Source organism: Geobacillus subterraneus (assembly GCF_001618685.1).
Lineage (GTDB): Bacteria > Bacillota > Bacilli > Bacillales > Anoxybacillaceae > Geobacillus > Geobacillus subterraneus.
This window is the reverse complement of record NZ_CP014342.1, coordinates 2659597-2679951: the sequence shown is the minus strand read 5'-3', so window position 1 is coordinate 2679951 and position 20355 is coordinate 2659597. Positions and strand designations below refer to the sequence as shown.

Annotated in this window: 23 protein-coding genes and 1 riboswitch; of the genes, 17 read left to right on the top strand and 6 right to left on the bottom strand. The window is 49.6% G+C overall.

Annotated features, from left to right (window positions below):
• Positions 1–39 precede the first annotated feature (39 nt).
• Positions 40–951: an RluA family pseudouridine synthase gene (locus GS3922_RS13040; protein ID WP_063166702.1), complete on the bottom strand. Its 912-nt coding sequence runs from the start codon at positions 949–951 to the stop codon at positions 40–42.
• A 138-nt stretch (positions 952–1089) separates the two neighbouring features.
• On the opposite strand from GS3922_RS13040, the gene GS3922_RS13035 reads away from it, so the two are divergent.
• On the top strand, positions 1090–1488 hold the full coding sequence (locus tag GS3922_RS13035; protein WP_063166701.1) for a YhcU family protein: 399 nt from the start codon (positions 1090–1092) through the stop codon (positions 1486–1488).
• Between the two features lie 35 nt (positions 1489–1523).
• Here GS3922_RS13035 and GS3922_RS13030 read toward each other — a convergent pair whose 3' ends face one another.
• Together GS3922_RS13030 and GS3922_RS13025 are read right to left on the bottom strand one after the other, a co-directional pair.
• Positions 1524–2000, bottom strand: coding sequence for a thioredoxin family protein (locus GS3922_RS13030; RefSeq protein WP_063166700.1), 477 nt, complete (start codon positions 1998–2000; stop codon positions 1524–1526).
• Positions 1997–2422 carry a disulfide oxidoreductase gene (locus tag GS3922_RS13025; protein ID WP_063166699.1) on the bottom strand — a complete coding sequence of 142 codons (426 nt, stop codon included), beginning with the start codon at positions 2420–2422 and terminating at the stop codon, positions 1997–1999. Before GS3922_RS13025 ends, GS3922_RS13030 begins: the two co-directional genes overlap by 4 nt.
• A gap of 190 nt (positions 2423–2612) precedes the next feature.
• Between GS3922_RS13025 and GS3922_RS13020 the strand changes: the two genes are divergently transcribed.
• The 3 genes from GS3922_RS13020 to GS3922_RS13010 all read left to right on the top strand — a co-directional run bounded on the left by GS3922_RS13020 (position 2613) and on the right by GS3922_RS13010 (position 6300).
• Positions 2613–3788, top strand: coding sequence for an ISL3 family transposase (locus GS3922_RS13020; RefSeq protein WP_063164805.1), 1176 nt, complete (start codon positions 2613–2615; stop codon positions 3786–3788).
• A 194-nt stretch (positions 3789–3982) separates the two neighbouring features.
• Entirely contained in the window at positions 3983–4429 is a 447-nt protein-coding gene (locus GS3922_RS13015) for a CBS domain-containing protein (protein WP_063166698.1), read from the top strand.
• A 113-nt stretch (positions 4430–4542) separates the two neighbouring features.
• Positions 4543–6300, top strand: a complete 1758-nt coding sequence (locus GS3922_RS13010) for a phospho-sugar mutase (protein WP_063166697.1) — start codon at positions 4543–4545, stop codon at positions 6298–6300.
• A gap of 52 nt (positions 6301–6352) precedes the next feature.
• Here GS3922_RS13010 and GS3922_RS13005 read toward each other — a convergent pair whose 3' ends face one another.
• On the bottom strand, positions 6353–6610 hold the full coding sequence (locus GS3922_RS13005) for a YhdB family protein (RefSeq protein ID WP_063166696.1): 258 nt from the start codon (positions 6608–6610) through the stop codon (positions 6353–6355).
• Between the two features lie 180 nt (positions 6611–6790).
• On the opposite strand from GS3922_RS13005, the gene GS3922_RS13000 reads away from it, so the two are divergent.
• Complete coding sequence (locus GS3922_RS13000; RefSeq protein WP_063166695.1) at positions 6791–7039, top strand: hypothetical protein; 249 nt, start codon at positions 6791–6793, stop codon at positions 7037–7039.
• A gap of 30 nt (positions 7040–7069) precedes the next feature.
• Here the strand turns inward: GS3922_RS13000 and GS3922_RS12995 are convergent, their stop codons facing one another.
• Complete coding sequence (locus tag GS3922_RS12995) at positions 7070–7675, bottom strand: DedA family protein (RefSeq protein WP_063166694.1); 606 nt, start codon at positions 7673–7675, stop codon at positions 7070–7072.
• A 160-nt stretch (positions 7676–7835) separates the two neighbouring features.
• Between GS3922_RS12995 and GS3922_RS12990 the strand changes: the two genes are divergently transcribed.
• From GS3922_RS12990 to GS3922_RS12960, 8 genes are all read left to right on the top strand, one after another.
• Positions 7836–9257: a SpoVR family protein gene (locus tag GS3922_RS12990; RefSeq protein ID WP_063166693.1), complete on the top strand. Its 1422-nt coding sequence runs from the start codon at positions 7836–7838 to the stop codon at positions 9255–9257.
• Between the two features lie 285 nt (positions 9258–9542).
• Positions 9543–10889 carry a cytochrome ubiquinol oxidase subunit I gene (locus GS3922_RS12985; RefSeq protein WP_063166692.1) on the top strand — a complete coding sequence of 449 codons (1347 nt, stop codon included), beginning with the start codon at positions 9543–9545 and terminating at the stop codon, positions 10887–10889.
• Entirely contained in the window at positions 10886–11914 is a 1029-nt protein-coding gene (locus tag GS3922_RS12980) for a cytochrome d ubiquinol oxidase subunit II (RefSeq protein WP_063166691.1), read from the top strand. The genes GS3922_RS12985 and GS3922_RS12980 overlap by 4 nt, the downstream gene beginning before the upstream one ends.
• On the top strand, positions 11914–12015 hold the full coding sequence (gene cydS, locus GS3922_RS18505; protein ID WP_011230110.1) for a cytochrome bd oxidase small subunit CydS family protein: 102 nt from the start codon (positions 11914–11916) through the stop codon (positions 12013–12015). The genes GS3922_RS12980 and cydS overlap by 1 nt, the downstream gene beginning before the upstream one ends.
• Before the next feature lie 83 nt (positions 12016–12098).
• The gene (locus GS3922_RS12975) at positions 12099–12389 is read left to right on the top strand and encodes a hypothetical protein (RefSeq protein WP_021322500.1); all 291 of its coding nucleotides are present in this window, start codon (positions 12099–12101) and stop codon (positions 12387–12389) included.
• 107 nt (positions 12390–12496) lie between these two features.
• Positions 12497–12599, top strand: a riboswitch (guanidine-I (ykkC/yxkD leader).
• 55 nt (positions 12600–12654) lie between these two features.
• Positions 12655–12975: a DMT family transporter gene (locus tag GS3922_RS12970; RefSeq protein WP_063166690.1), complete on the top strand. Its 321-nt coding sequence runs from the start codon at positions 12655–12657 to the stop codon at positions 12973–12975.
• 420 nt (positions 12976–13395) lie between these two features.
• On the top strand, positions 13396–13668 hold the full coding sequence (locus GS3922_RS12965) for a YkvA family protein (protein WP_063166689.1): 273 nt from the start codon (positions 13396–13398) through the stop codon (positions 13666–13668).
• Positions 13669–13682: 14 nt separating this feature from the next.
• Complete coding sequence (locus GS3922_RS12960; RefSeq protein ID WP_063166688.1) at positions 13683–14375, top strand: TerC family protein; 693 nt, start codon at positions 13683–13685, stop codon at positions 14373–14375.
• Positions 14376–14399: 24 nt separating this feature from the next.
• Here GS3922_RS12960 and GS3922_RS12955 read toward each other — a convergent pair whose 3' ends face one another.
• Complete coding sequence (locus tag GS3922_RS12955) at positions 14400–14864, bottom strand: hypothetical protein (RefSeq protein WP_063166687.1); 465 nt, start codon at positions 14862–14864, stop codon at positions 14400–14402.
• 301 nt (positions 14865–15165) lie between these two features.
• Between GS3922_RS12955 and GS3922_RS12950 the strand changes: the two genes are divergently transcribed.
• The 4 genes from GS3922_RS12950 (at position 15166) to GS3922_RS12935 (ending at position 20350) form a co-directional block, all read left to right on the top strand.
• Positions 15166–17241 (top strand): carbon starvation CstA family protein, encoded by a 2076-nt coding sequence (locus tag GS3922_RS12950; RefSeq protein WP_063166686.1) that lies wholly within the window; start codon positions 15166–15168, stop codon positions 17239–17241.
• The gene (locus tag GS3922_RS12945; protein WP_015374005.1) at positions 17234–17437 is read left to right on the top strand and encodes a YbdD/YjiX family protein; all 204 of its coding nucleotides are present in this window, start codon (positions 17234–17236) and stop codon (positions 17435–17437) included. Before GS3922_RS12950 ends, GS3922_RS12945 begins: the two co-directional genes overlap by 8 nt.
• Before the next feature lie 117 nt (positions 17438–17554).
• Positions 17555–18484 carry a ketopantoate reductase family protein gene (locus tag GS3922_RS12940; protein WP_063166685.1) on the top strand — a complete coding sequence of 310 codons (930 nt, stop codon included), beginning with the start codon at positions 17555–17557 and terminating at the stop codon, positions 18482–18484.
• 198 nt (positions 18485–18682) lie between these two features.
• A complete protein-coding gene (locus GS3922_RS12935) occupies positions 18683–20350 on the top strand; it encodes a glycoside hydrolase family 13 protein (RefSeq protein WP_063166684.1) in 1668 nt (555 codons plus the stop codon).
• The last annotated feature ends 5 nt before the right edge of the window (positions 20351–20355 follow it).

Sequence of the window (20355 nt, the reverse complement as noted above, 5' to 3'; positions counted from 1 at the left end):
TCTGCCTTGGGGGCGCCTGCTTTGGCGTGCCGCGAAACGTTAGCAGTGTTCTTGGCTGTAAACGGATGGAAGGGGAACGGGAAAGTCGTCCGTCGGTGCGAGGCAGACGACTTCCTCATTTGTAAACGGGTGGCGGAACGTTAGTTTAGCGGCATGCAGCGCATGACGATGAAATATCGGCTGGCCGCCGTAAAGCGTGTCGCCGACGAGCGGATGGCCGAGATGGGCCAAATGGACGCGAATTTGGTGCGTCCGTCCGGTGTCAAGGGTAAGCTCGACAAGCGACGCAGCGGGGAACGTTTGGAGCACGCGATAGTGCGTCACTGCTCTCGCCCCGGTTCGCGAGACGCGGCGGCGCGTCGGATGATGGCGGTCGCGGCCGATCGGTGCGGAAATCGTTCCGACTTTCGGCGACAGGCGGCCGTGGACGAGGGCGATGTACGTTCGTTTCACGGTACGGCGGGCAAGCATTCGGTCGAGTGTCGCCCCGGCGAGCGGGTGTTTGGCAAATAAAATCGCCCCTGACGTATCACGGTCGAGCCGGTGAATATGGCGGATCTTGGTCAAAATCGCCTGCGCCTGCAAATAAAAGGCGACCGCATTGGCGAGCGTGCCCGTCTGCTCCGGCTCAGACGGGTGGATATCGATGCCGGCTTCTTTATTCAAGATGAGCAAATGATCGTCTTCCCATAAGACGGAAAGCTCCCGGTATTCCGGAATGATTGGTGACGGCTCCGGTTCATATGCGTAAAACTGAAGGCGGTCTTGTTCGCGAAGCGCCGTCTGCCAGGAGACGGCTTGGCCGTTCAGTTTGACTCCCTGTTCCATTCGCCACCGGTGGGCGAGTTTTTTGGACGCGGCCCATACTTCTTTCAGCAGCTGCTCAATGGTCAGCCCACTCCATAGGGCGGGGATGATGCATTCAAGCCAATCGCCTTTTCTTGTCCACAAACGTTGTTGCACCTCCCAGTTCTCTGTAGTCGTGGAAACACTTTCTACCCCTATAAGTGCATTGAATATGATACACTCATAGTATCGTTTTCGCGATGGAGAACGCAAGCATTGCGGCAAGAAAAGGTGGTATGAACATTGAAAATTATGTACGCGGTGACTCCGGAGCAAGAAAATTACATGCATTATTTGTTAAATTATTTCTACACTGATATTTTCCCATACTATTTCGATGATGAACAAATTCACCAATTTGAGGAACTTGGCATTCTTTCGTTGGACCATGAGCATGTTACATATAACGGAACAATGAAGGAGGCGTTCCAAATCATCTCAGCGTTGCAGTCGTTGATCACGGTCATCGAACATATTGGGGAACAAGGGGAATGCGAACAATACGAATGGTTGTTTGCGCGCAATCAAAAGATTTTGGCTCGCCATGGCATCGCTTTTCCATTTGAGGCGAGGCAGTTTACCCGTAAGCGTGCGTTGCCGTGCAGCATCTATTTCCCTGCAACGAGCCAGTGGGTGATGTAAGAAAAAAGGAGCTAGCCGCCATCCGGTGCAGCTCCTTATTTTTTTTGTTCTGACAATGAAGCAAACCATTGGCGGAACGTTTGTTCATCGTGATACCCTTCCATGCGTTTCGTCTCTTTTCCGTTTTCGTAATGAACGATCGTCGGTGTGGCTTCGATATGGTATGCATCCCACCCATCTTCAAATTCAAGCAAGTTGAACAGTTTTAAATCGATGCCAAGCTGTTTCGTTAACGGCACGACAATGGGCGTTGTCTGCCGACAATGCGGGCATGTCGGGCTGTAAAAATAGACGGTAAGTGATTTTCCATCGGCTAACTGTTGGTTTAACTCATCAGGCAAAATAATGTTTTGGTAATTCGGGTCATCAAGTTGATCGATGGTGGCCGGATGCAGCTCATTTTTCTGATAAGGGTTATGTTTAGCTGCTTCTTTTTGTTCATACAACGTGACAAAAGCAATAGCGGCAAATAAAGCGACAATGATGCTGCCAAATATGAGCAGTTTTTTCAACGTTCGCTCTCCTCCTGTTGCCGGCGCATGACAGCAAGGCTTAAGAAAATAATCATGGTAAAGGCTGTCAACGCCAAAAATGGAATGGTAATAAAGCCAAGCCAGTTAATGTATTGCCCTGTACATGGGACGCGGCCGCAGCTGATGGCGTAATCTTGGAAAAACGGGATCTTTTGCAGGGCATAGTGATATAAGGAAATCATGCCGCCGACAAGTGATAGCGCCAAGCTGTAACGAGCAGCTGCAAAATCTTTACGGGCGATGGCGATCCCTAAAATGATGACTTGCGGATACATAAAAATGCGTTGAAACCAGCATAAGTCACAAGGAATAAAATGGAGCACTTCGGAAAAGTATAAACTTCCAAGGGTGGCAACAAGCGCTGTCAACCAAGCGGCCAAAAGCAAATTTTCTTTCCCCACCTATTCACCTTCTTTCTTATGGAGTGCTATGCCATCTCAACCAGGAAATTAGCGGGAAAATAGGCTTTTTCAGGCTCTTCACCACAAGTTGTACTTGATCATTTAAGGTAGGTGTGCATAGAGGGTACAAAAAATGCGAATTTTCCTGTATGGTAAAGGTGACCAAACCAAACCATGGAGGGAAATTCGCATGTACTCTCAGTTTATCAAAGAACTCATCGATTTACCAGATGTTTTGATTCAAAAGGTGCGAAAAGAAGGGGAACGTTGGATTTTCGAACTTTCTCTACCCGAACAATGCCCGTTATGTCCTGTCTGCTTGAAGCGCACGATCAAAATGACAGACAAAAAGAAGCAATGGATGCATGGCTATGCTCAGCGAATCGGAATTTTTTGGATCGAACTTCCTGTCGAGCGCAGACGTTGTAGCACGTGTGGCGTGACGTTCAGCACGTCGTATCCAGCCATCTCTCCTCGAAGTGTGGCGACGGATGCTTTTCAGCGATGGGTCGCGCAATCTTGCATCGGAACATCCATTCAGGCGGTGGCTCGTATGCTCAAGCTTCCTTACACGACCGTTGAACGATGGTTTTATACCCATGCCCCTTCCTTCCTATCGAATGACGTCCAACCAAAGGCGGTTTGTGTCGATGAGTTTGCTTTTCGAAAAGGGCACGACTATGGAGTGGCGATCATGGATGCCGAAACGGGAGAAGTGTATGCCATGGAAGCAGGAAAGAACGAGGAAGCCATTGGGCGTGCATTGGCTCATGTGTCTCGTTCCGTTCAGTATGTCGTGAGTGACTTGGCTCCAGCGATGAAAAAAGCGATTCAACGGGTTTGCCCAGAGGCGACACATGTCGTCGACTATTTCCATGTCATTCAGCTGTTTACCGATGCTTTAGAACGTTGTCGCAAATATTTGGGCAAAGGAGGCAAGAAACACGGAAATGTTCGTTACGTTTGCCGTTTATTGAGCCAATGCCCAGAGAAATTGACGGAGGAAGAACGTCAAATCATACGAGAATGGTGTAATGAAAGCGATTACTTAAAGTCTGTTTACCAATCGCTCCAACATGTTCGCTATGTGTTCAAAAGCAAAGATGAGCAACAGGCGAAACGACGCTTGAAGGCTTGGATTCATCGGTATTTGTTTTGTCCTTGTTCCGTTGTTCGTGCCATCGCAAAATCACTCGTCAAACGAACAGACGAAATGATATCGTGCATTTTATCCCATTATTCGAATGGGAAGATGGAGGGAACGAATAACAAGATCAAGCTGATGAAACGTCGGGGATACGGATACCGAAATATCCAGCGTTTTGCACTGCGGGTTCGGCTGGAAACAGCTAACATACTTTCATGACAGGTGCAAGTACATCTTTTGGTGATGAACCCTTTTTCAGGATTGTATTCCTGACGGCCATTTCATTGAAAGAGCTTAACTCCATTATAAGGGAAGAAAAATGGCACGTCCATTCGCGACCGGAAAAGGGGATATTTTCTATCTATATCGCCCGACAAACGAGCCATACTAATCGGTGAAAGGGGAGGATCACATTGACCAATAACAGCGGAAACAAAGTGCAGGACATTATGACGAAAAACGTCGCGACCATTTCGCCGAACCAAACGGTGCAAGAAGCAGCGCAAATCATGAGCCAAAAAAATATTGGCGCGCTCCCGGTTGTGGAAAACGGGCAAGTCAAAGGGATGATTACAGACCGCGACATTACGCTGCGCGTTTCATCCCAAGGGAAAAACCCGGCGACCGTAAAAGTGTCGGACGTCATGACCAACCAAGTCGTCACTGGCACGCCGAACATGAGCGTCCAAGATGCGGCTAACGTCATGGCGCAGCATCAAATTCGCCGTTTGCCGATTGTAGAGAACAACCAGCTTCAAGGCATCGTCGCTTTAGGGGATATCGCGACAAACAGCGCATCGAATGAAGCGGCGGAACAAGCGTTAACAAACATTTCTGAACCGTCGCAGCCGCAAGGATAATGGAAGAAAAAGGATGTCCTTATTTTCCAGGACATCCTTTTTCTTTTAGCAGGTATATTGTATGATGGGAACGAATACATAAACAGGAGAAAGAAAGATTGGGGGTAAAATGGATGGAGTGGAGACAAAAATATGAACAATGGCTTCGTGAGCCGCAGCTAGATCCGGAACTGAGAAACATCTTGGAGCAGCACCGCGACGACGAGCGGTGGCTCGAAGATTTTTTTTACAAAAATTTGGAATTTGGAACCGGCGGTATGCGCGGTGAAATCGGGCCGGGGACGAACCGAATGAACATTTATACGGTCCGCAAAGCATCGGAAGGCTTGGCACGATACATACAATCCTTTGGCGATGAGGCGAAACAGCGCGGTGTCGTCATCGCCTACGACTCGCGGCATAAATCGCCGGAATTCGCTATGGAAGCGGCGAAAACATTGGCTACAAACGGCATTCAAACATATGTGTTTGATGAATTGCGGCCGACGCCGGAGCTGTCGTTTGCCGTTCGCCATCTGCGGGCGTTTTCCGGCATTGTGATTACCGCCAGCCACAACCCGCCGGAATATAACGGTTACAAAGTATATGGTGAAGATGGCGGGCAGCTGCCTCCGGACACTGCAGATGAGGTGATCCGCTACGTTAATGAGGTCGACAATGAGCTCGCCGTTCGTGTCGAGGATGAGGAAACGTTAAAGCAAAAAGGGCTGATTCGTATCATCGGAAAAGAAATCGACGATGCGTACATAGACGCTGTCAAAACGATTTCGCTTCATCCGGAACTGGCTAAGGAAACGGATATGAACATCGTGTTCACGCCGCTCCACGGCACGTCGAACAAGCCGGTGCGCCGTGCGCTGGCTGAACTTGGTTACCAAAACGTCTTTGTCGTCAAGGAGCAAGAACAGCCGGATCCGAATTTTTCAACCGTCGCTTCACCGAATCCGGAAGAGCACGCAGCCTTCGCTTTGGCGATTGAACTCGGCAAGCAAGTCAATGCTGATTTGCTCATCGCCACTGACCCGGACGCAGACCGGCTCGGCATTGCTGTAAAAAATGAGCAAGGGGAGTACATCGTCTTAACCGGCAACCAAACGGGCGGGCTGCTGCTTCATTATTTATTGTCGCAGCGGAAGGAAAAAGGCCTGCTTCCGCCAAATGGCGTCGTTTTAAAAACGATCGTCACGTCCGAGTTCGGGCGGGCGATTGCCGCCTCGTTCGGCTTGGAGACGATCGATACGCTGACCGGGTTTAAATTCATCGGTGAAAAAATCAAGGAATACGAACAGACAGGGCAGTATACGTTCCAGTTCGGCTATGAGGAAAGCTACGGGTATTTGATCGGGGATTTTGCCCGCGACAAGGACGCGGTACAAGCGGCTGTCCTTGCGGCGGAAGTGTGCGCGTTTTACAAACAGCAAGGGCTGTCGCTGTATGAAGCGCTTCTTCAGTTGTTTGCTAAGTACGGGTACTACCGTGAAGGGCAACGATCGCTCACATTAAAGGGCAAAGAAGGAGCGGAAACGATCGCCGCCATTTTAGCTTTATTCCGTCAGCAACCGCCGGTGGAGGCCGGGGGGAAAAAGGTGACGGTGATCGAGGATTACAAAACGAAGGAGCGGACGAACACAGTAACCGGGGAGAAAACGGCGATCACGCTCCCTGCTTCGAACGTGTTGAAATACGTATTGGAGGATGGCTCGTGGTTTTGCTTGCGTCCGTCGGGGACGGAGCCGAAAATGAAAGCGTATTTTGGCGTTAAAGGAACATCACTGCAAGACAGCGAAGAGAAGCTGGCTAACCTTACTGATGCTGTCATGCAACGAGTGCACGACGTGTTGCGCACCGTTTCGCCTTCTTACGCTCAATAACCAGCGGACAAACAACGGCGGGGAATTGGAGCAAACCAATTCCCCGCTTGATTTACGAGTAAAAATAGGCGTACTGCTCGACTCCCATTTTTTGTTCGCTCACTTCAAGCGCGTGGTCGATGTAGCGCAACAAGGCCGAGAGCCTCTCCTGAATGACGGAATAGTCGTGTTCGAAATTATAGGCGTGGAGAAACTTTTCAATTTTTTTCGACAGCATGTCATCAGGCGTGCGCACCATTAAAATGAGCAAATTGTCCCACTCGGAGCGATGTGTATAATAGAGCGCCTTATCGTAGTCGACGGTGTTCAAGCGGCATGCCTCCTTTATCGAGAAGGAGTCATTGTTAGTGTATGACGCTAAGACGTTTTGTTGCCCTGTAAATGTTGTGTCATAAGGGAAAATATAAATTATAACCGAAATGGAGATAAAAAAGGAAAAATAAATGTTGCAATTTTGTGACAAGGATAGTATCCTTTAAGCAAGGGGATGATGAGAGTGAACAAGCGGCACGAGGGACAAGAAATCACGAGGATGTGCAAATGGATGGCGTCCGTCGGCTTAATTGTTGGAACAGCGCTTTTTTTGCTTAGTTTTATCGCAAGCGCTTACAACAAGGACTTTTTCTTAACGATCGTCAGCCTCGGAATCATCGGGGCCTCGATGGTGATGTTTGGCTTTGGTTTGTTTATGGGATTGCTGATGGAAACGTATCGCTGCAATTCAACCGAAAACGTATAGTATAGGCAGGAAAAGAAAAAGCACCGGTGTTCAATCCGGTGTTTTTCGTTTTTGTCGGGTGTGCCAATAGAAGAGGGCAAAGCCGAAAACGATGAGAAACACAGGAAATAACAGTGGACGGTAGGCATCGATGTACTGCTTGACGGCCGTCCAGCGGCTCTCAAAGTAGGCACCGATCGTCAAAAAGACAGCGACCCACACCATCGCTCCACTGTAGGCGAACAAGGCAAACTTTCTCCACTGGTAGGCGTTCATGCCGGCCCAAAAGGCGGCGAGATGCCGAACGCCTGGGATGAAATAGCAAATGAATAATACCGCCGGGCCGAACTTCGAGAATAGCGCTTTCGTTTGCTCGAGCCGTTTTTCTGTCAGATGAAGCTTCGGGCCGAATTTATGCAAAAACGGCAAGCCGAGCGTAAACCCAAGAATATAGCTAAGCGAAATGCCGATGGCTGCCCCGAATGAGCAGGAAAAAAAGGTGAGCGGATACGAAAATGCACCGGTCGAGACGCGGTAGCCGGCATATGTCAACAGCAGCTCGTCGGGGATCGGCAGTCCAACAATGCCGAGCATAAGCGCGATCATAATACCGATATAACCAAAGTGATCGATGAGATAGTGCAAATAATGTTGCAAATCATCACCACGCTTTGTTGCGATTTCTTTTGTATGACCATTATAATCCAACGGTCAGCAAATGAAAATGAGGCGCTGCATGTTCATGCCAAACGATTGCACGTATCAAAACGCCGTTTCCCTCATACATTGTGATAAGGGGAAAGGGAGGGAAATTGGGATGCGGCAGGACGAGCTGAAAGAGCTGGAACGGGCGATTGCTGAGATTACGGAAATTGCTGAAGGATTTGGGTTGGATTTTTACCCGATGCGCTATGAAATTTGCCCGGCGGACATTATTTACACGTTTGGCGCCTACGGAATGCCGACGCGTTTTTCCCATTGGAGTTTTGGTAAGCAGTTTTACAAAATGAAGCTGCATTACGACTTAGGATTAAGCAAAATTTACGAACTCGTCATCAATTCGAATCCTTGTTATGCCTTTTTGCTTGACACGAACACGCTCATTCAAAATAAGTTGATCGTCGCCCACGTGTTGGCGCATAGCGACTTTTTCAAAAACAACGTCCGCTTTAGCAACACGAAGCGCGATATGGTCGAAAGCATGGCGGCGACGGCTGAGCGCATTAAACATTATGAACATCAATACGGAAAACTGGAAGTGGAAAAATTTTTAGATGCTGTCTTGGCCATTCAAGAGCATATCGACCCCTCGCTGTTGCGGCCGAAGCTGTCGTGGACATGGGAAGATACGGAGGTGTATGAGGAAGAAGAATCGGCAAAAACACCGTCGCCATATGATGACCTCTGGTCGCTTGATGAGCGGAACAAGCCAAAAACACCGCCGCGGAAAAAACGACGCAAGTTTCCGCCGCAGCCGGAAAAAGATGTGCTGTTGTTCATTGAAGAATACAGCCGTGAACTCGAAGATTGGCAGCGTGACATTTTGACGATGATGCGCGAAGAAATGCTCTATTTTTGGCCGCAGCTCGAGACGAAAATCATGAACGAAGGATGGGCGACGTATTGGCATCAGCGCATTTTGCGCGAGATGGATTTGACGAGCGATGAAGCGATCGAGTTTGCCAAGCTGAACGCCAACGTTGTGCAGCCATCGCGCACTGGCATCAATCCGTACTATTTAGGGTTGAAAATTTTTGAAGACATCGAAGAGCGGTGGAACAACCCGACGGAAGAGATGAGAAAATATGGAATTAAACCAGGATCAGGACGGGCAAAACTGTTCGAAGTGCGTGAGTTGGAGTCCGACATTTCGTTTTTGCGCAACTATTTGACGAAAGAGCTGATTATGCGTGAAGATATGTATTTATTTCAAAAGCAAGGGAAAGATTACAAAATTGTTGACAAACATTGGGAGCATATCCGCGATCAGCTCGTCAGCATGCGGGTTAACGGCGGATTCCCGTACATTACGGTGAATGACGGCGACTATATGCGCAACGGGGAGTTGTATTTAAAGCATTGGTACGAGGGAATTGAATTGGATCTGAAATATTTAGAAAAAGTGTTGCCATATATTTATCAGTTGTGGGGACGACCCGTCCATATGGAGACGGTCGTCGAGGAAAAGCCGATGTTGTTTACGTATGATGGGAAGACGGTGCATCGGAAATATTTATAACATTAGGGCAGGGATATCCTGCTTTTTTTGTTTGTCACAATGAATATGTGAAAAATGACACAAATTATTCGAAATCATGCCGGATAGCGTGCCCGATTTTATGAAATAATATAAAGTGGATAATTTGTGATGGCTGTCACAAATTCTTCATCACTGTTTGCTCATCCGGGGGGATGGATATGTGGAAGCGGCACGAAAAAACGCTTGTGTTCGTTAGCTTTGCTGTTGCGGCTGTTGTCTTGCTTTCCTTGATTGGCCGCTTGTTTTCATAAGGGGGGATGAATCGTGAACGGCTACGATCCGGTGCTGCTTAGCCGTATTTTGACGGGATTGACACTGACGGTCCATATCATTTATGCCACGATCGGCGTCGGGATTCCACTGATGATCGCTATTGCCCAATGGGTTGGGATTCGCAAACGTGATATGCATTATATTTTGCTCGCTCGCCGCTGGACGCGCGGTTTTGTCATCACCGTAGCGGTTGGCGTGGTGACAGGAACAGCGATCGGCTTGCAGCTGTCGCTTTTGTGGCCGAACTTTATGCAGCTGGCTGGCCAGGTGATCAGCTTGCCGCTGTTCATGGAGACGTTCGCCTTCTTTTTTGAAGCGATTTTCCTCGGTATTTATTTGTATACATGGGATCGGTTTGAAAATCAGAAAAAACATTTGCTTTTGCTTATCCCGGTGGCGATCGGCTCTTCGGCGTCGGCCATGTTCATTACAATGGTGAACGCGTTTATGAACACGCCGCAAGGCTTTGAACTGAAAAATGGCGAGCTCGTCAACATCGACCCGATCGCCGCGATGTTCAATCCGGCCATGCCGACGAAAGTCGCTCATGTGCTGGCAACGGCGTATATGACGTCAGCGTTCGTGCTCGCTTCGATCGCCGCTTGGCATTTATGGAAGGGAAACCGCCATGTGTATCACCGCAAGGCGCTTCATTTAACGATGAAAACAGCGTTGATTTTCTCAGTGGCGAGCGCGCTTGTCGGCGACTTGTCGGGTAAATTTTTGGCCCAATACCAGCCGGAAAAACTGGCGGCGGCCGAATGGCATTTTGAAACGGGCTCCCATGCACCGTTGATCCTGTTCGGCACGCTCGGAGAAGACGGGGAAGTGAAATATGCTTTAGAAATTCCATACGCCCTCAGTATTTTAGCCCATAACCATCCCGCTGCGGTTGTGACTGGATTAAATGATATTCCAGAAGATGAGCGTCCGCCGCTATACATTCATTACTTATTCAATGTGATGGTCACGATCGGGGTGTTTTTAATGGTTGTCGCAGCCGCGTATTGGCTCGGATCGATTTTCCGCTGGAAATGGACGGCGAAAAAGTGGTTTTTTGGACTCCTGGTGGCGGGAGGGCCGCTGGCGATGGTTGCGATTGAGGCGGGATGGTACTTAGCGGAAGTCGGGCGGCAGCCGTGGATTTTGCGCGGCTATATGAAAACGGCGGAAGGAGCGACATCGTCTGCGCATGTGGATACGATGCTTGTGTTGTTTTGCCTTTTGTATATGGTGTTAGTAATTGCAAGCGCAACAGTGCTCGTCCGTATGTTCCGCCGCAACCCGGTTGAACGGGAGCTGGCAGAGCGGGCTAATAACGGGGAGGTGGCGCCATGACGCTCGAAGTCATTGGCATCTCGGTGTTATGGCTGTTTTTGTTCGGGTACATTATCGTTGCTTCGATTGATTTCGGGGCTGGGTTTTTCAGCGCCTATAGCCATTGGGCAAACAAACAGCATATTTTGCACCGCATCATTCAGCGCTATCTTTCCCCTGTATGGGAAGTGACGAACGTCTTTCTTGTCTTTTTCTTTGTCGGCATTGTCGGCTTTTTTCCGAAAACGGCGTATTATTATGGTTCTATTTTGCTTGTCCCGGCGAGCATCTCGATCATTTTGTTAGCTATTCGCGGCTCGTACTACGCGTTTCATACGTATGGGGGGACGGAACGGAACTGGTATTTAATCGCTTATGGATTGACGGGGTTGTTTATTCCGGCCTCGCTGTCCATTGTGTTGACGATTTCCGAAGGCGGGTTTGTAGAGGCAGGCGCCTCAGGCGTTGCGCTTGATTATGGGAAGCTGTTTGCAAGCCCGTTGTCATGGAGCATTGTGCTGTTAAGTGTGACGAGCGTTCTTTACATTTCTGCCGTTTTCTTAACGTATTATGCGGACGCGGCCAAGGATGAACGGGCGCGGGCGCTGTTGCGCCGCTACGCTCTTCTTTGGAGCGGGCCGACGATGTTGTCAGCGCTGCTCATTATTTATCAGCTTCGCTACCATAATCCCGAGCATTACGCCAACCTATGGAACGTGGCATGGATGCTGGCTGTCTCTTTTTTGTTTTTTGTCGTCACCGTTTGGCTGCTTTGGCGGCAACGGCGGTTCGGCTGGGCGTTTATTGCGCTTTTGTTTCAATATGCGTTCGCCTTTTACGCCTATGGCATTTCACATTATCCCTATTTGTTATACCCGTATTTGACAATTTATGACGGGTTTACGAATGAGACGATGGCTATGGCGTTGATCGTTGCGTTTATTGCCGGCCTCCTGTTATTAATTCCGTCACTTTATTTGCTTATGCGCCTTTTCTTGTTTAACAAGGCATACGTTAAAGGAAAATGGGAAGGAGGGAAAGGATGATGCAAACATTTTTGATCATGTATGCGCCGATGATCATCGTCGCTCTGTCGATCATCGCCGCGTTTTGGGCTGGTTTGAAAGATGTGCACGTAAATGAATAAACATCAGCGTCTTAGTAGTGCATAGTTTGCCGCCAATCGCCCACACTAGCGGATGACAACGAATAAAGAAAGGATGGGCGATGATGAAAGAAATATTAGAGCGTGTGAAAGAGCAGCTGGAACAATCGTTTGACGAACCGCGCTCGACGAGTCTTGATGGGGCGATTCATGAGCTTGAACGGTTAAAAGCGAGCGCCGGGGACAAACGGCAAATGATCGAAGATGTCATTCGTGCGGTGACTCACGCACGCAATGCACGAATGGAGCTGGCCGAGGCGGGAGATGAATCGGCGACAAACGCTTTCGCTGAGGCCTATCGGGCGCTCGATCAAGCGATTGAATCGTACAGCGATGTTGATAACGATCCGGTATAAGGCAGGTGGGCATGTCCCGTCTGCTTTCTTCTATGATGATAATGCGGCAAGTCAAATCAGTTGCCGGTTGGCAACGAACATGATACAATAACAGCGGATAAAGGAAGAAAAAGGTTTTCTAGGGTTCCGCGGCTGCTTTGCGGCTGGCCTGCGACCGAGAGAAAACGCGCGGCATTCTCGCGTACACGGAGGGACAAAAGCCCGGGAGGAGTATCATTTTGATATTTCTCACGGCTTTTTTATTTTTTGAAAGGAGGAATGAAACATGGCGTGGATATACTTAATTGTCGCCGGGATCTTCGAAATCGTCTGGGCCATTTCCTTGAAATATACGGCTGGGTTCACCCGCCTGTGGCCGTCTGCCGTGACCGTTGCCGGGATGATCGCCAGCTTTTACTTTTTATCGATTGCGACAAAAACTTTGCCGATCGGCACCGCCTACGCGGTATGGACAGGAATTGGAGCGCTTGGAGCGGTCGTCATTGGCATGATGTTTTTAAACGAACCCGTCAACGCGCCGCGGATCATCTTTTTGTTGTTTATTCTCGTCGGGATCATCGGTTTAAAGTTTACGGCAGCGCAGTAAAAAACGGAAGGAGCAAGAAATTATCAGTCGGTTTCGAAGGCAGACGTTCCGTTCCTTCTTCCGTCCGGGATGGAAAGTTCGATTTTTTATTGCGGTTAGAAAAAAATTGCGTTGACAGCACGCATAAACATTGAATATCATGGAATTGTAAAAAGTAAATATCCTTTTGTTAAAGGGGAGTAGCTTTAACAACAAAGTCGTCAGTTCAGGGTGTACGCCCTCGGCTTTGTTGGCAACGGTGACGTTGTTAGCGAGACCTTTACCTGCTGCGGTAAAGGTCTTTGTTTGCTTAAAGACCTTTACCAAGTATGGCAAAGGTCTTTTCTTATTTTTACGAAACGAAAGGGGGAAGCTAATCGTAAAGGAAGATGGGCTCGATTCTTAATGGGATAAACGATGATAAATACGGAGGGAGATGACGTGCGCAAGTGGTGGAAACGACTTCGCTTCATCGTAAACGTCCGACGCTTTCTTCCGTTTTTGCTTGAATTTTTCGTCTCACGCGATGTGCCGATGCAAAAAAAAGCATTCGCGATTGGGCTATTGCTGCTGTATATGGCGTTGCCGTTTGATCTTATTCCTGATTTTCTCGCGTTATTTGGTTTTATCGATGATTTGGCCGTTTTCATGTTTATTTTGCAGCAAGTTATTAAGATGGCTCCAGTTTCATTAAAAGAAAAATATAACCTATAAAGGGGGACAATGCTGTGGATTTCTTTTCTCCAGAGTTTTGGACAGCGTTGCTGTCCATTATCATTATTGACCTTGTCTTGGCGGGGGATAATGCGATTGTCATCGGACTCGCGGCCCGCAACTTGCCAAAGCATCAGCAAAAAAAGGCCATCATTTGGGGAACGGCCGGCGCCGTTGTTGTTCGGGCGTTAGCAACGATTTTCGTTGTATGGCTTCTTAAAATTCCAGGCCTCTTGCTTGTTGGCGGTCTCTTACTTGTCTGGATCGCTTACAAGCTGCTCGTTGAGGAAAAGGGGCACGATGATATCGAGGCTGGGGGAAGTTTATGGGAAGCGATGCGCACGATTATTATTGCCGATGCGTTGATGGGGCTTGACAACGTGTTGGCGGTCGCCGGTGCCGCGCATGGAAGTTTTCTCCTTGTTATCCTTGGGCTGCTCATTTCTGTTCCAATCATGGTATGGGGCAGCACGCTCATTTTAAAATGGATTGAACGCTTCCCGATCATTATCACGATCGGCGCTGGCGTTCTTGCTTGGACAGCGTCAAAAATGATTGTCGGCGAGCCGTTTTTGAAAGAGTACTTTGCCAACCCTGTGATTAAATACGGATTTGAGCTGCTTGTTGTTGCCGCTGTCCTTACAGTTGGAACGCTGAAAAAAAGGAAAGCCGCCAAAGAACCGCAGCCGAAAGCCGCCAACGAATGATTGGCGGCTTTTCTGATGGAGCGGTTATGAAATAGACGGTTGCTTCCATTTCAACAAAAGGAACTGCAATAGCCAACCAATGACCAGCCCGGGGATGACGGATAACATCGGCAGCCAAATCGGTCCGAAAAATACGCCGCCAACCGTTACGTGCGTTGAGTACATCAAGCCGATCGTCACAAAGTAGGCGGAGACGACAAACGGCAAAAATGAGTACGGTGTCCGTCCTCCCCCGGCGTCTTTAAACGCATCCCACATGGCAAAAAAGTATAGACATGGATAAAACATCAGCCATCCGATGTCGATGATGCGGGCCGCCTCATCCGTACGTCCCAAAAAGCTGAGATGGATGGCTTCGTTGAAGTGAGATTGGGTATTAATCACAAATTCCAACGCAATAAACAAAATTCCTTTGATATATTTTTTGTTCAACAGTTGCCCGAAGCCAGGCAAGGCGATGCTCCACAACAATGCCTCGATCGTTTTCACTTTCTCGACCCTTTGCTAAGATAATGGTGATGATGGTTGCTTCATCCGTTGCACCATGTGATGGAGTGGACAGCAGCAAAAACGAGACATCTATCAAAAAAAGGGAAACGGGTGGCGCGCAATTACATTTTTCGCACGAAAGTCCTAATTTATACTTTTTCGAAATAATAAAGCAGGAGCGCACCCCTTATAAGAGGAAAACAATGGGCGGGCCAAAGGAAGAAAAATGCCTTTCGATTTTTCGGAATAATGAATATAATAGTAATGTGTAGAATCTTTCTGCTGAAAAGGAGGAACAGGTGTGAAGGGACTAAAATCGATCTTGTTATGGGGGCTCATTTCCGTCCTCGGGGCTGCCGCGTTTGCCATTTTGGCTTTAAGCCGCGGTGAGTCGGTCAACGCCATGTGGCTGATCGTCGCCGCCGTCTGCACGTATGCGGTCGCCTATCGTTTTTACAGCCGGTTTATCGCCCACAAAGTGTTCGGTCTTGATGATAACCGAAAAACGCCGGCTGAAGTGTTTAACGACGGGAAAGACTATGTCCCGACGAACAAATGGGTGCTGTTCGGGCATCACTTCGCCGCCATTGCCGGCGCCGGACCGCTTGTCGGACCGATTTTGGCTGCGCAGATGGGGTACTTGCCCGGGACGCTTTGGATCATCATTGGCGTTGTGCTCGGCGGCGCGGTGCAAGACTTTGTCATTTTGTTTGCGTCGATGCGCCGCAATGGGAAGTCGCTTGGCGAAATGATCAAGGAAGAAATGGGACCGGTGACGGGCTTGATCGCAGCGCTTGGCATTTTGGGCATTATGATTATTTTATTGGCCGTATTGGCGCTCGTTGTTGTGAAAGCGCTTGTCGGAAGCCCGTGGGGGATGTTTACGATCGCCGCGACGATTCCGATTGCGATTTTGATGGGCATTTACATGCGCTTCATTCGCCCGGGGCGTGTTGCCGAGGCGTCGCTCGGGGGATTTGTATTATTGATTTTGTCGATCGTGGCCGGGCAATACGTTGCGGAGCATCCAACGCTCTCGGCAATGTTTACGTTAAAAGGCGAAACGATCGCGATCTTGATGATTATTTACGGTTTTGTCGCCTCGGCGCTGCCGGTGTGGCTGCTGTTGGCGCCGCGCGACTATTTGAGCACATTTTTGAAAATCGGCACGATTGTTGGACTAGCACTCGGCATTTTAGTCGTTACGCCTGATTTGCAAATGCCGGCTGTAACGAAATTTGTTGATGGAACGGGACCGGTGTTTGCCGGCGACTTGTTCCCGTTCTTGTTCATTACGATCGCCTGCGGGGCGGTGTCCGGGTTCCACGCGCTCGTTTCATCCGGCACGACGCCGAAGATGATTGAGCTTGAAAGCCATGCGCGGACGATCGGCTACGGTGCGATGTTGATGGAGTCGTTCGTCGCGGTTATGGCGATGGTGGCGGCTTGCGTCTTGACGCCGGGGGTGTATTTTGCCATCAACAGCCCGGCGGCGGTAATCGGGGCGGATGTGGCGCAGGCCGCCAAAGTCATATCGTCGTGGGGGTTTACGCTCACTCCTGACATGTTGACGGAGCTGGCGAAAGATGTCGGTGAACAAACGGTGTTGTCGCGCACCGGCGGGGCGCCGACGCTGGCCATCGGGATGGCGGTCATTTTGTCGAGCGTCATTGGCGGCAAGGCATTGATGGCATTCTGGTATCACTTCGCCATCTTGTTTGAAGCGCTGTTCATCTTGACGACAATTGACGCCGGCACGCGTGTCGGCCGTTTCATGATCCAAGACATTATGGGCACGTTCTACAAGCCGCTCGGCAAAACGGATTCGCTTGCCTCGAACTTGATCGCCACGACCCTTTGTGTGTTGGCGTGGGGTTACTTCCTGTACCAAGGCGTCGTCGATCCGCTTGGGGGCATCAACACCCTATGGCCGCTGTTTGGCATCGCCAACCAAATGTTGGCGGGCATCGCCTTGTTGTTTGCGACGACCATTCTATTTAAAATGGGCAAAAAGGCTTATGTTTGGGTGACGCTCGTGCCGACGACATGGCTTTTGGTCGTCACGTTGACGGCGGGGTATCAAAAGCTGTTCCATGAAAACGTTAAAATTGGTTTCTTGTCGCATGCGAAAATGTTCCAAGACAGCTTGAGCCAAGGCAAAATTTTGGCGCCGGCCACGAATGAGGCGCAAATGCGGCAAATTATTATGAACGACTACATTGATGCGACATTGTGTGCGATTTTCATGCTCGTTGTGATTGCGATGTTGATCTCGGCGTTGAACATCTGGATCAAAGTGCTGCAAAACAAACATGTGCCGCTCAAAGAAGCGCCGTACGTGCCGCGCGATGGAGAAGGAGCGAAGCATTATGCCTAAATGGCTGCAAACTGTGTTGGCCTATCGCCGGCAGTTTCTTGACTTGCTTGTCGGCGTGCCGAGTTATGAAAAATATGTCGAGCATATGAAAACCCATCATCCGGGTGAGCCGATCAAGTCGCGGAAAGAGTTTTTCTGCGAGGCGCAAGAGGCGCGCTACAATGCCAAGGGCGGCAAAGTGTCGCGTTGCTGCTAGCGGCTGGAAAGGAAGGAGGGGGGTCCCCTTCTTCCTTTTTTCAACGTCTGCATCGAAACGCTGTCCATTCCAGCCTAGGCTTGGCTATGAACATGTGGGAAAAGGGGGATACATAACATGCGCGTTCTTGTCGTGGGAGCGGGGGCGGTTGGCGGCTATTTCGGCGGACGCCTGCTCGAAAAAGGCGTCGATGTGACATTTCTCGTCCGTGAGCGGAGAAAGCGGGAGCTTGAGGAACGCGGGCTTGTCATCCGCAGCGTTCACGGCGATGCAGTGCTCGCGCCGAAACTGATCGCGGCCGGTGAACGGACGGAGCCGTTCGATCTTGTTGTGTTTTCAAACAAGGCGTATCATTTGGCGGGCGCCATCGCTGATGCTAAACCGTACGTCGGTGAGACAACGATGATTTTGCCACTCTTAAACGGCATGGCCCATATGGATGTGTTGCGGGAGTCATTTGGCGATGACAAGGTGTTGGGGGGTCTTTGTTTCATCGAAACGACGTTAAACGAAAAAGGGGAAATCGTTCAAACAAGTCCGGCCCATGAAGTTCGTTTCGGCGAGTGGTCGGGAGAACGGACAGGGCGGGTGAAAGCGTTGGAATCGTTGTTTGCCGGCGCCAATGCCCGGTTTCGGTTAAGTGAGCGAATCGTTTCGGACATGTGGAACAAGTATTTGTTTATTGCCACTATGTCAGGGGTGACGACGCTGTTTCGCGCTCCGATCGGGCCGATTCGTTCCGGCGAGTACGGGAGCGTCATCATCAGCCGACTGCTTGGGGAAATCAAAATGATTATGCAAGCGCACGGCGCGCCGCTCACTGAGGAGATGGCAGAACGACAGCGCGTTCAGCTCGAACAGATCGCCCCGACGATGAAGTCATCGATGCAGCGTGATATGGAAAAAGGGCTGCCGATTGAAGCCGATCATTTGCAAGGGTATTTGCTGGAGCTGGCGAAACAGTATGACATCCACGCCCCGATGCTTGAAACCGTCTATCATAACTTGAAAATTTACGAAGCGGGCCGCACCGCTAATGAACGTTGATTATCGTTCGAATCGGCCGTTTGCCAGCATGTCGATCGTCTGGCAAACGGCTGTTGTTTTACGGGCGGCAATTGAAAACAACAGCCTAAAAATATTCATCAATCATTTTTTCGCTAGTCTTGAAAAAGAGAGTTGTATATTGCCGTCATGTAGTGTACAGTGGATAGTGAAAACGTGTGCACAAAGGGGGAGGCAGCCTTGAAAAAAACATGGTGGAAAGAGGGCGTCGCCTATCAAATTTATCCGCGCAGCTTTATGGATGCCAACGGCGACGGCATCGGCGATCTTCGCGGCATCATCGAAAAGCTGGATTATTTGGTGGAGCTTGGAGTCGACATCGTTTGGATTTGTCCAATTTACCGGTCGCCGAACGCCGATAACGGATATGACATCAGCGATTATTATGCCATTATGGATGAGTTTGGAACGATGGATGACTTCGATGAATTGCTTGCCCAAGCCCATCGGCGCGGGTTGAAAGTCATTTTGGATTTGGTCATCAACCATACGAGTGATGAGCATCCGTGGTTTATTGAATCGCGCTCCTCGCGGGACAACCCGAAGCGCGACTGGTATATTTGGCGCGACGGCAAAGACGGGCGCGAGCCGAACAACTGGGAAAGCATTTTTGGCGGCTCGGCATGGCAATATGATGAGCAGACGGGACAATATTATTTGCATATTTTCGACGTGAAGCAGCCCGACTTGAACTGGGAAAACGACGAAGTCCGTCAGGCGCTGTATGAGATGGTCAACTGGTGGCTTGACAAAGGAATTGACGGGTTCCGCGTTGATGCGATTTCTCATATTAAGAAAAAGCCGGGGCTACCTGATTTGCCGAATCCGAAAGGACTGAAGTACGTTCCGTCGTTTGCTGGACATATGAATCAGCCGGGAATTATGGATTATTTAAAAGAGTTGAAAGGGCAAACGTTTGCGCGTTATGATATTATGACGGTTGGCGAGGCGAACGGGGTGACTGTCGACGAGGCGGAACAATGGGTGGGCGAAGAGGACGGCATTTTTAATATGATTTTCCAATTTGAGCATTTAGGGCTATGGCAACGGCGGACCGATGGCTCGATCGATGTCCGTCGGCTGAAGCGGACGTTGACGAAATGGCAAAAGGGGTTAGAAAACCGCGGCTGGAACGCCCTCTTTTTGGAAAACCATGACTTGCCCCGCTCCGTTTCGACGTGGGGGGATGACCGTAATTATTGGGCGGAGAGCGCAAAGGCGCTCGGCGCGCTCTACTTTTTTATGCAAGGGACGCCATTCATTTACCAAGGCCAAGAGATCGGTATGACGAACGTGCAGTTCGATGACATCCGTGATTATCGTGATGTGTCCGCTCTTCGCCTGTATGAACTCGAACGGGCGAAGGGGCGGACCCATGAGGAAGCGATGACGATCATTTGGAAAACCGGGCGCGACAACTCGCGCACCCCGATGCAATGGTCTGGTGCCTCAAACGCTGGATTCACGACAGGTACGCCATGGATCAAGGTGAACGAAAACTATCGTACGATCAATGTCGAGGCCGAGCGGCGCGATCCGAACTCGGTATGGTCGTTTTATCGACAAATGATTCAGCTTCGGAAAGCGAACGAGCTGTTTGTTTACGGAACGTACGATCTGCTTTTGGAAAACCACCCATCCATTTACGCGTACACAAGAACGCTCGGACGTGATCGCGCGCTTGTAGTCGTCAACTTGTCGGACCGCCCGTCACTTTACCGCTATGACGGCATCCGCCTTCAGTCGGACGATTTGGTGCTTGGCAACTATCCGGTCCGGCCGCATAAAAACGCGACCCGCTTTAAGCTCAAACCGTATGAAGCTCGGGTCTATGTCTGGAAAGAATAAGAAGG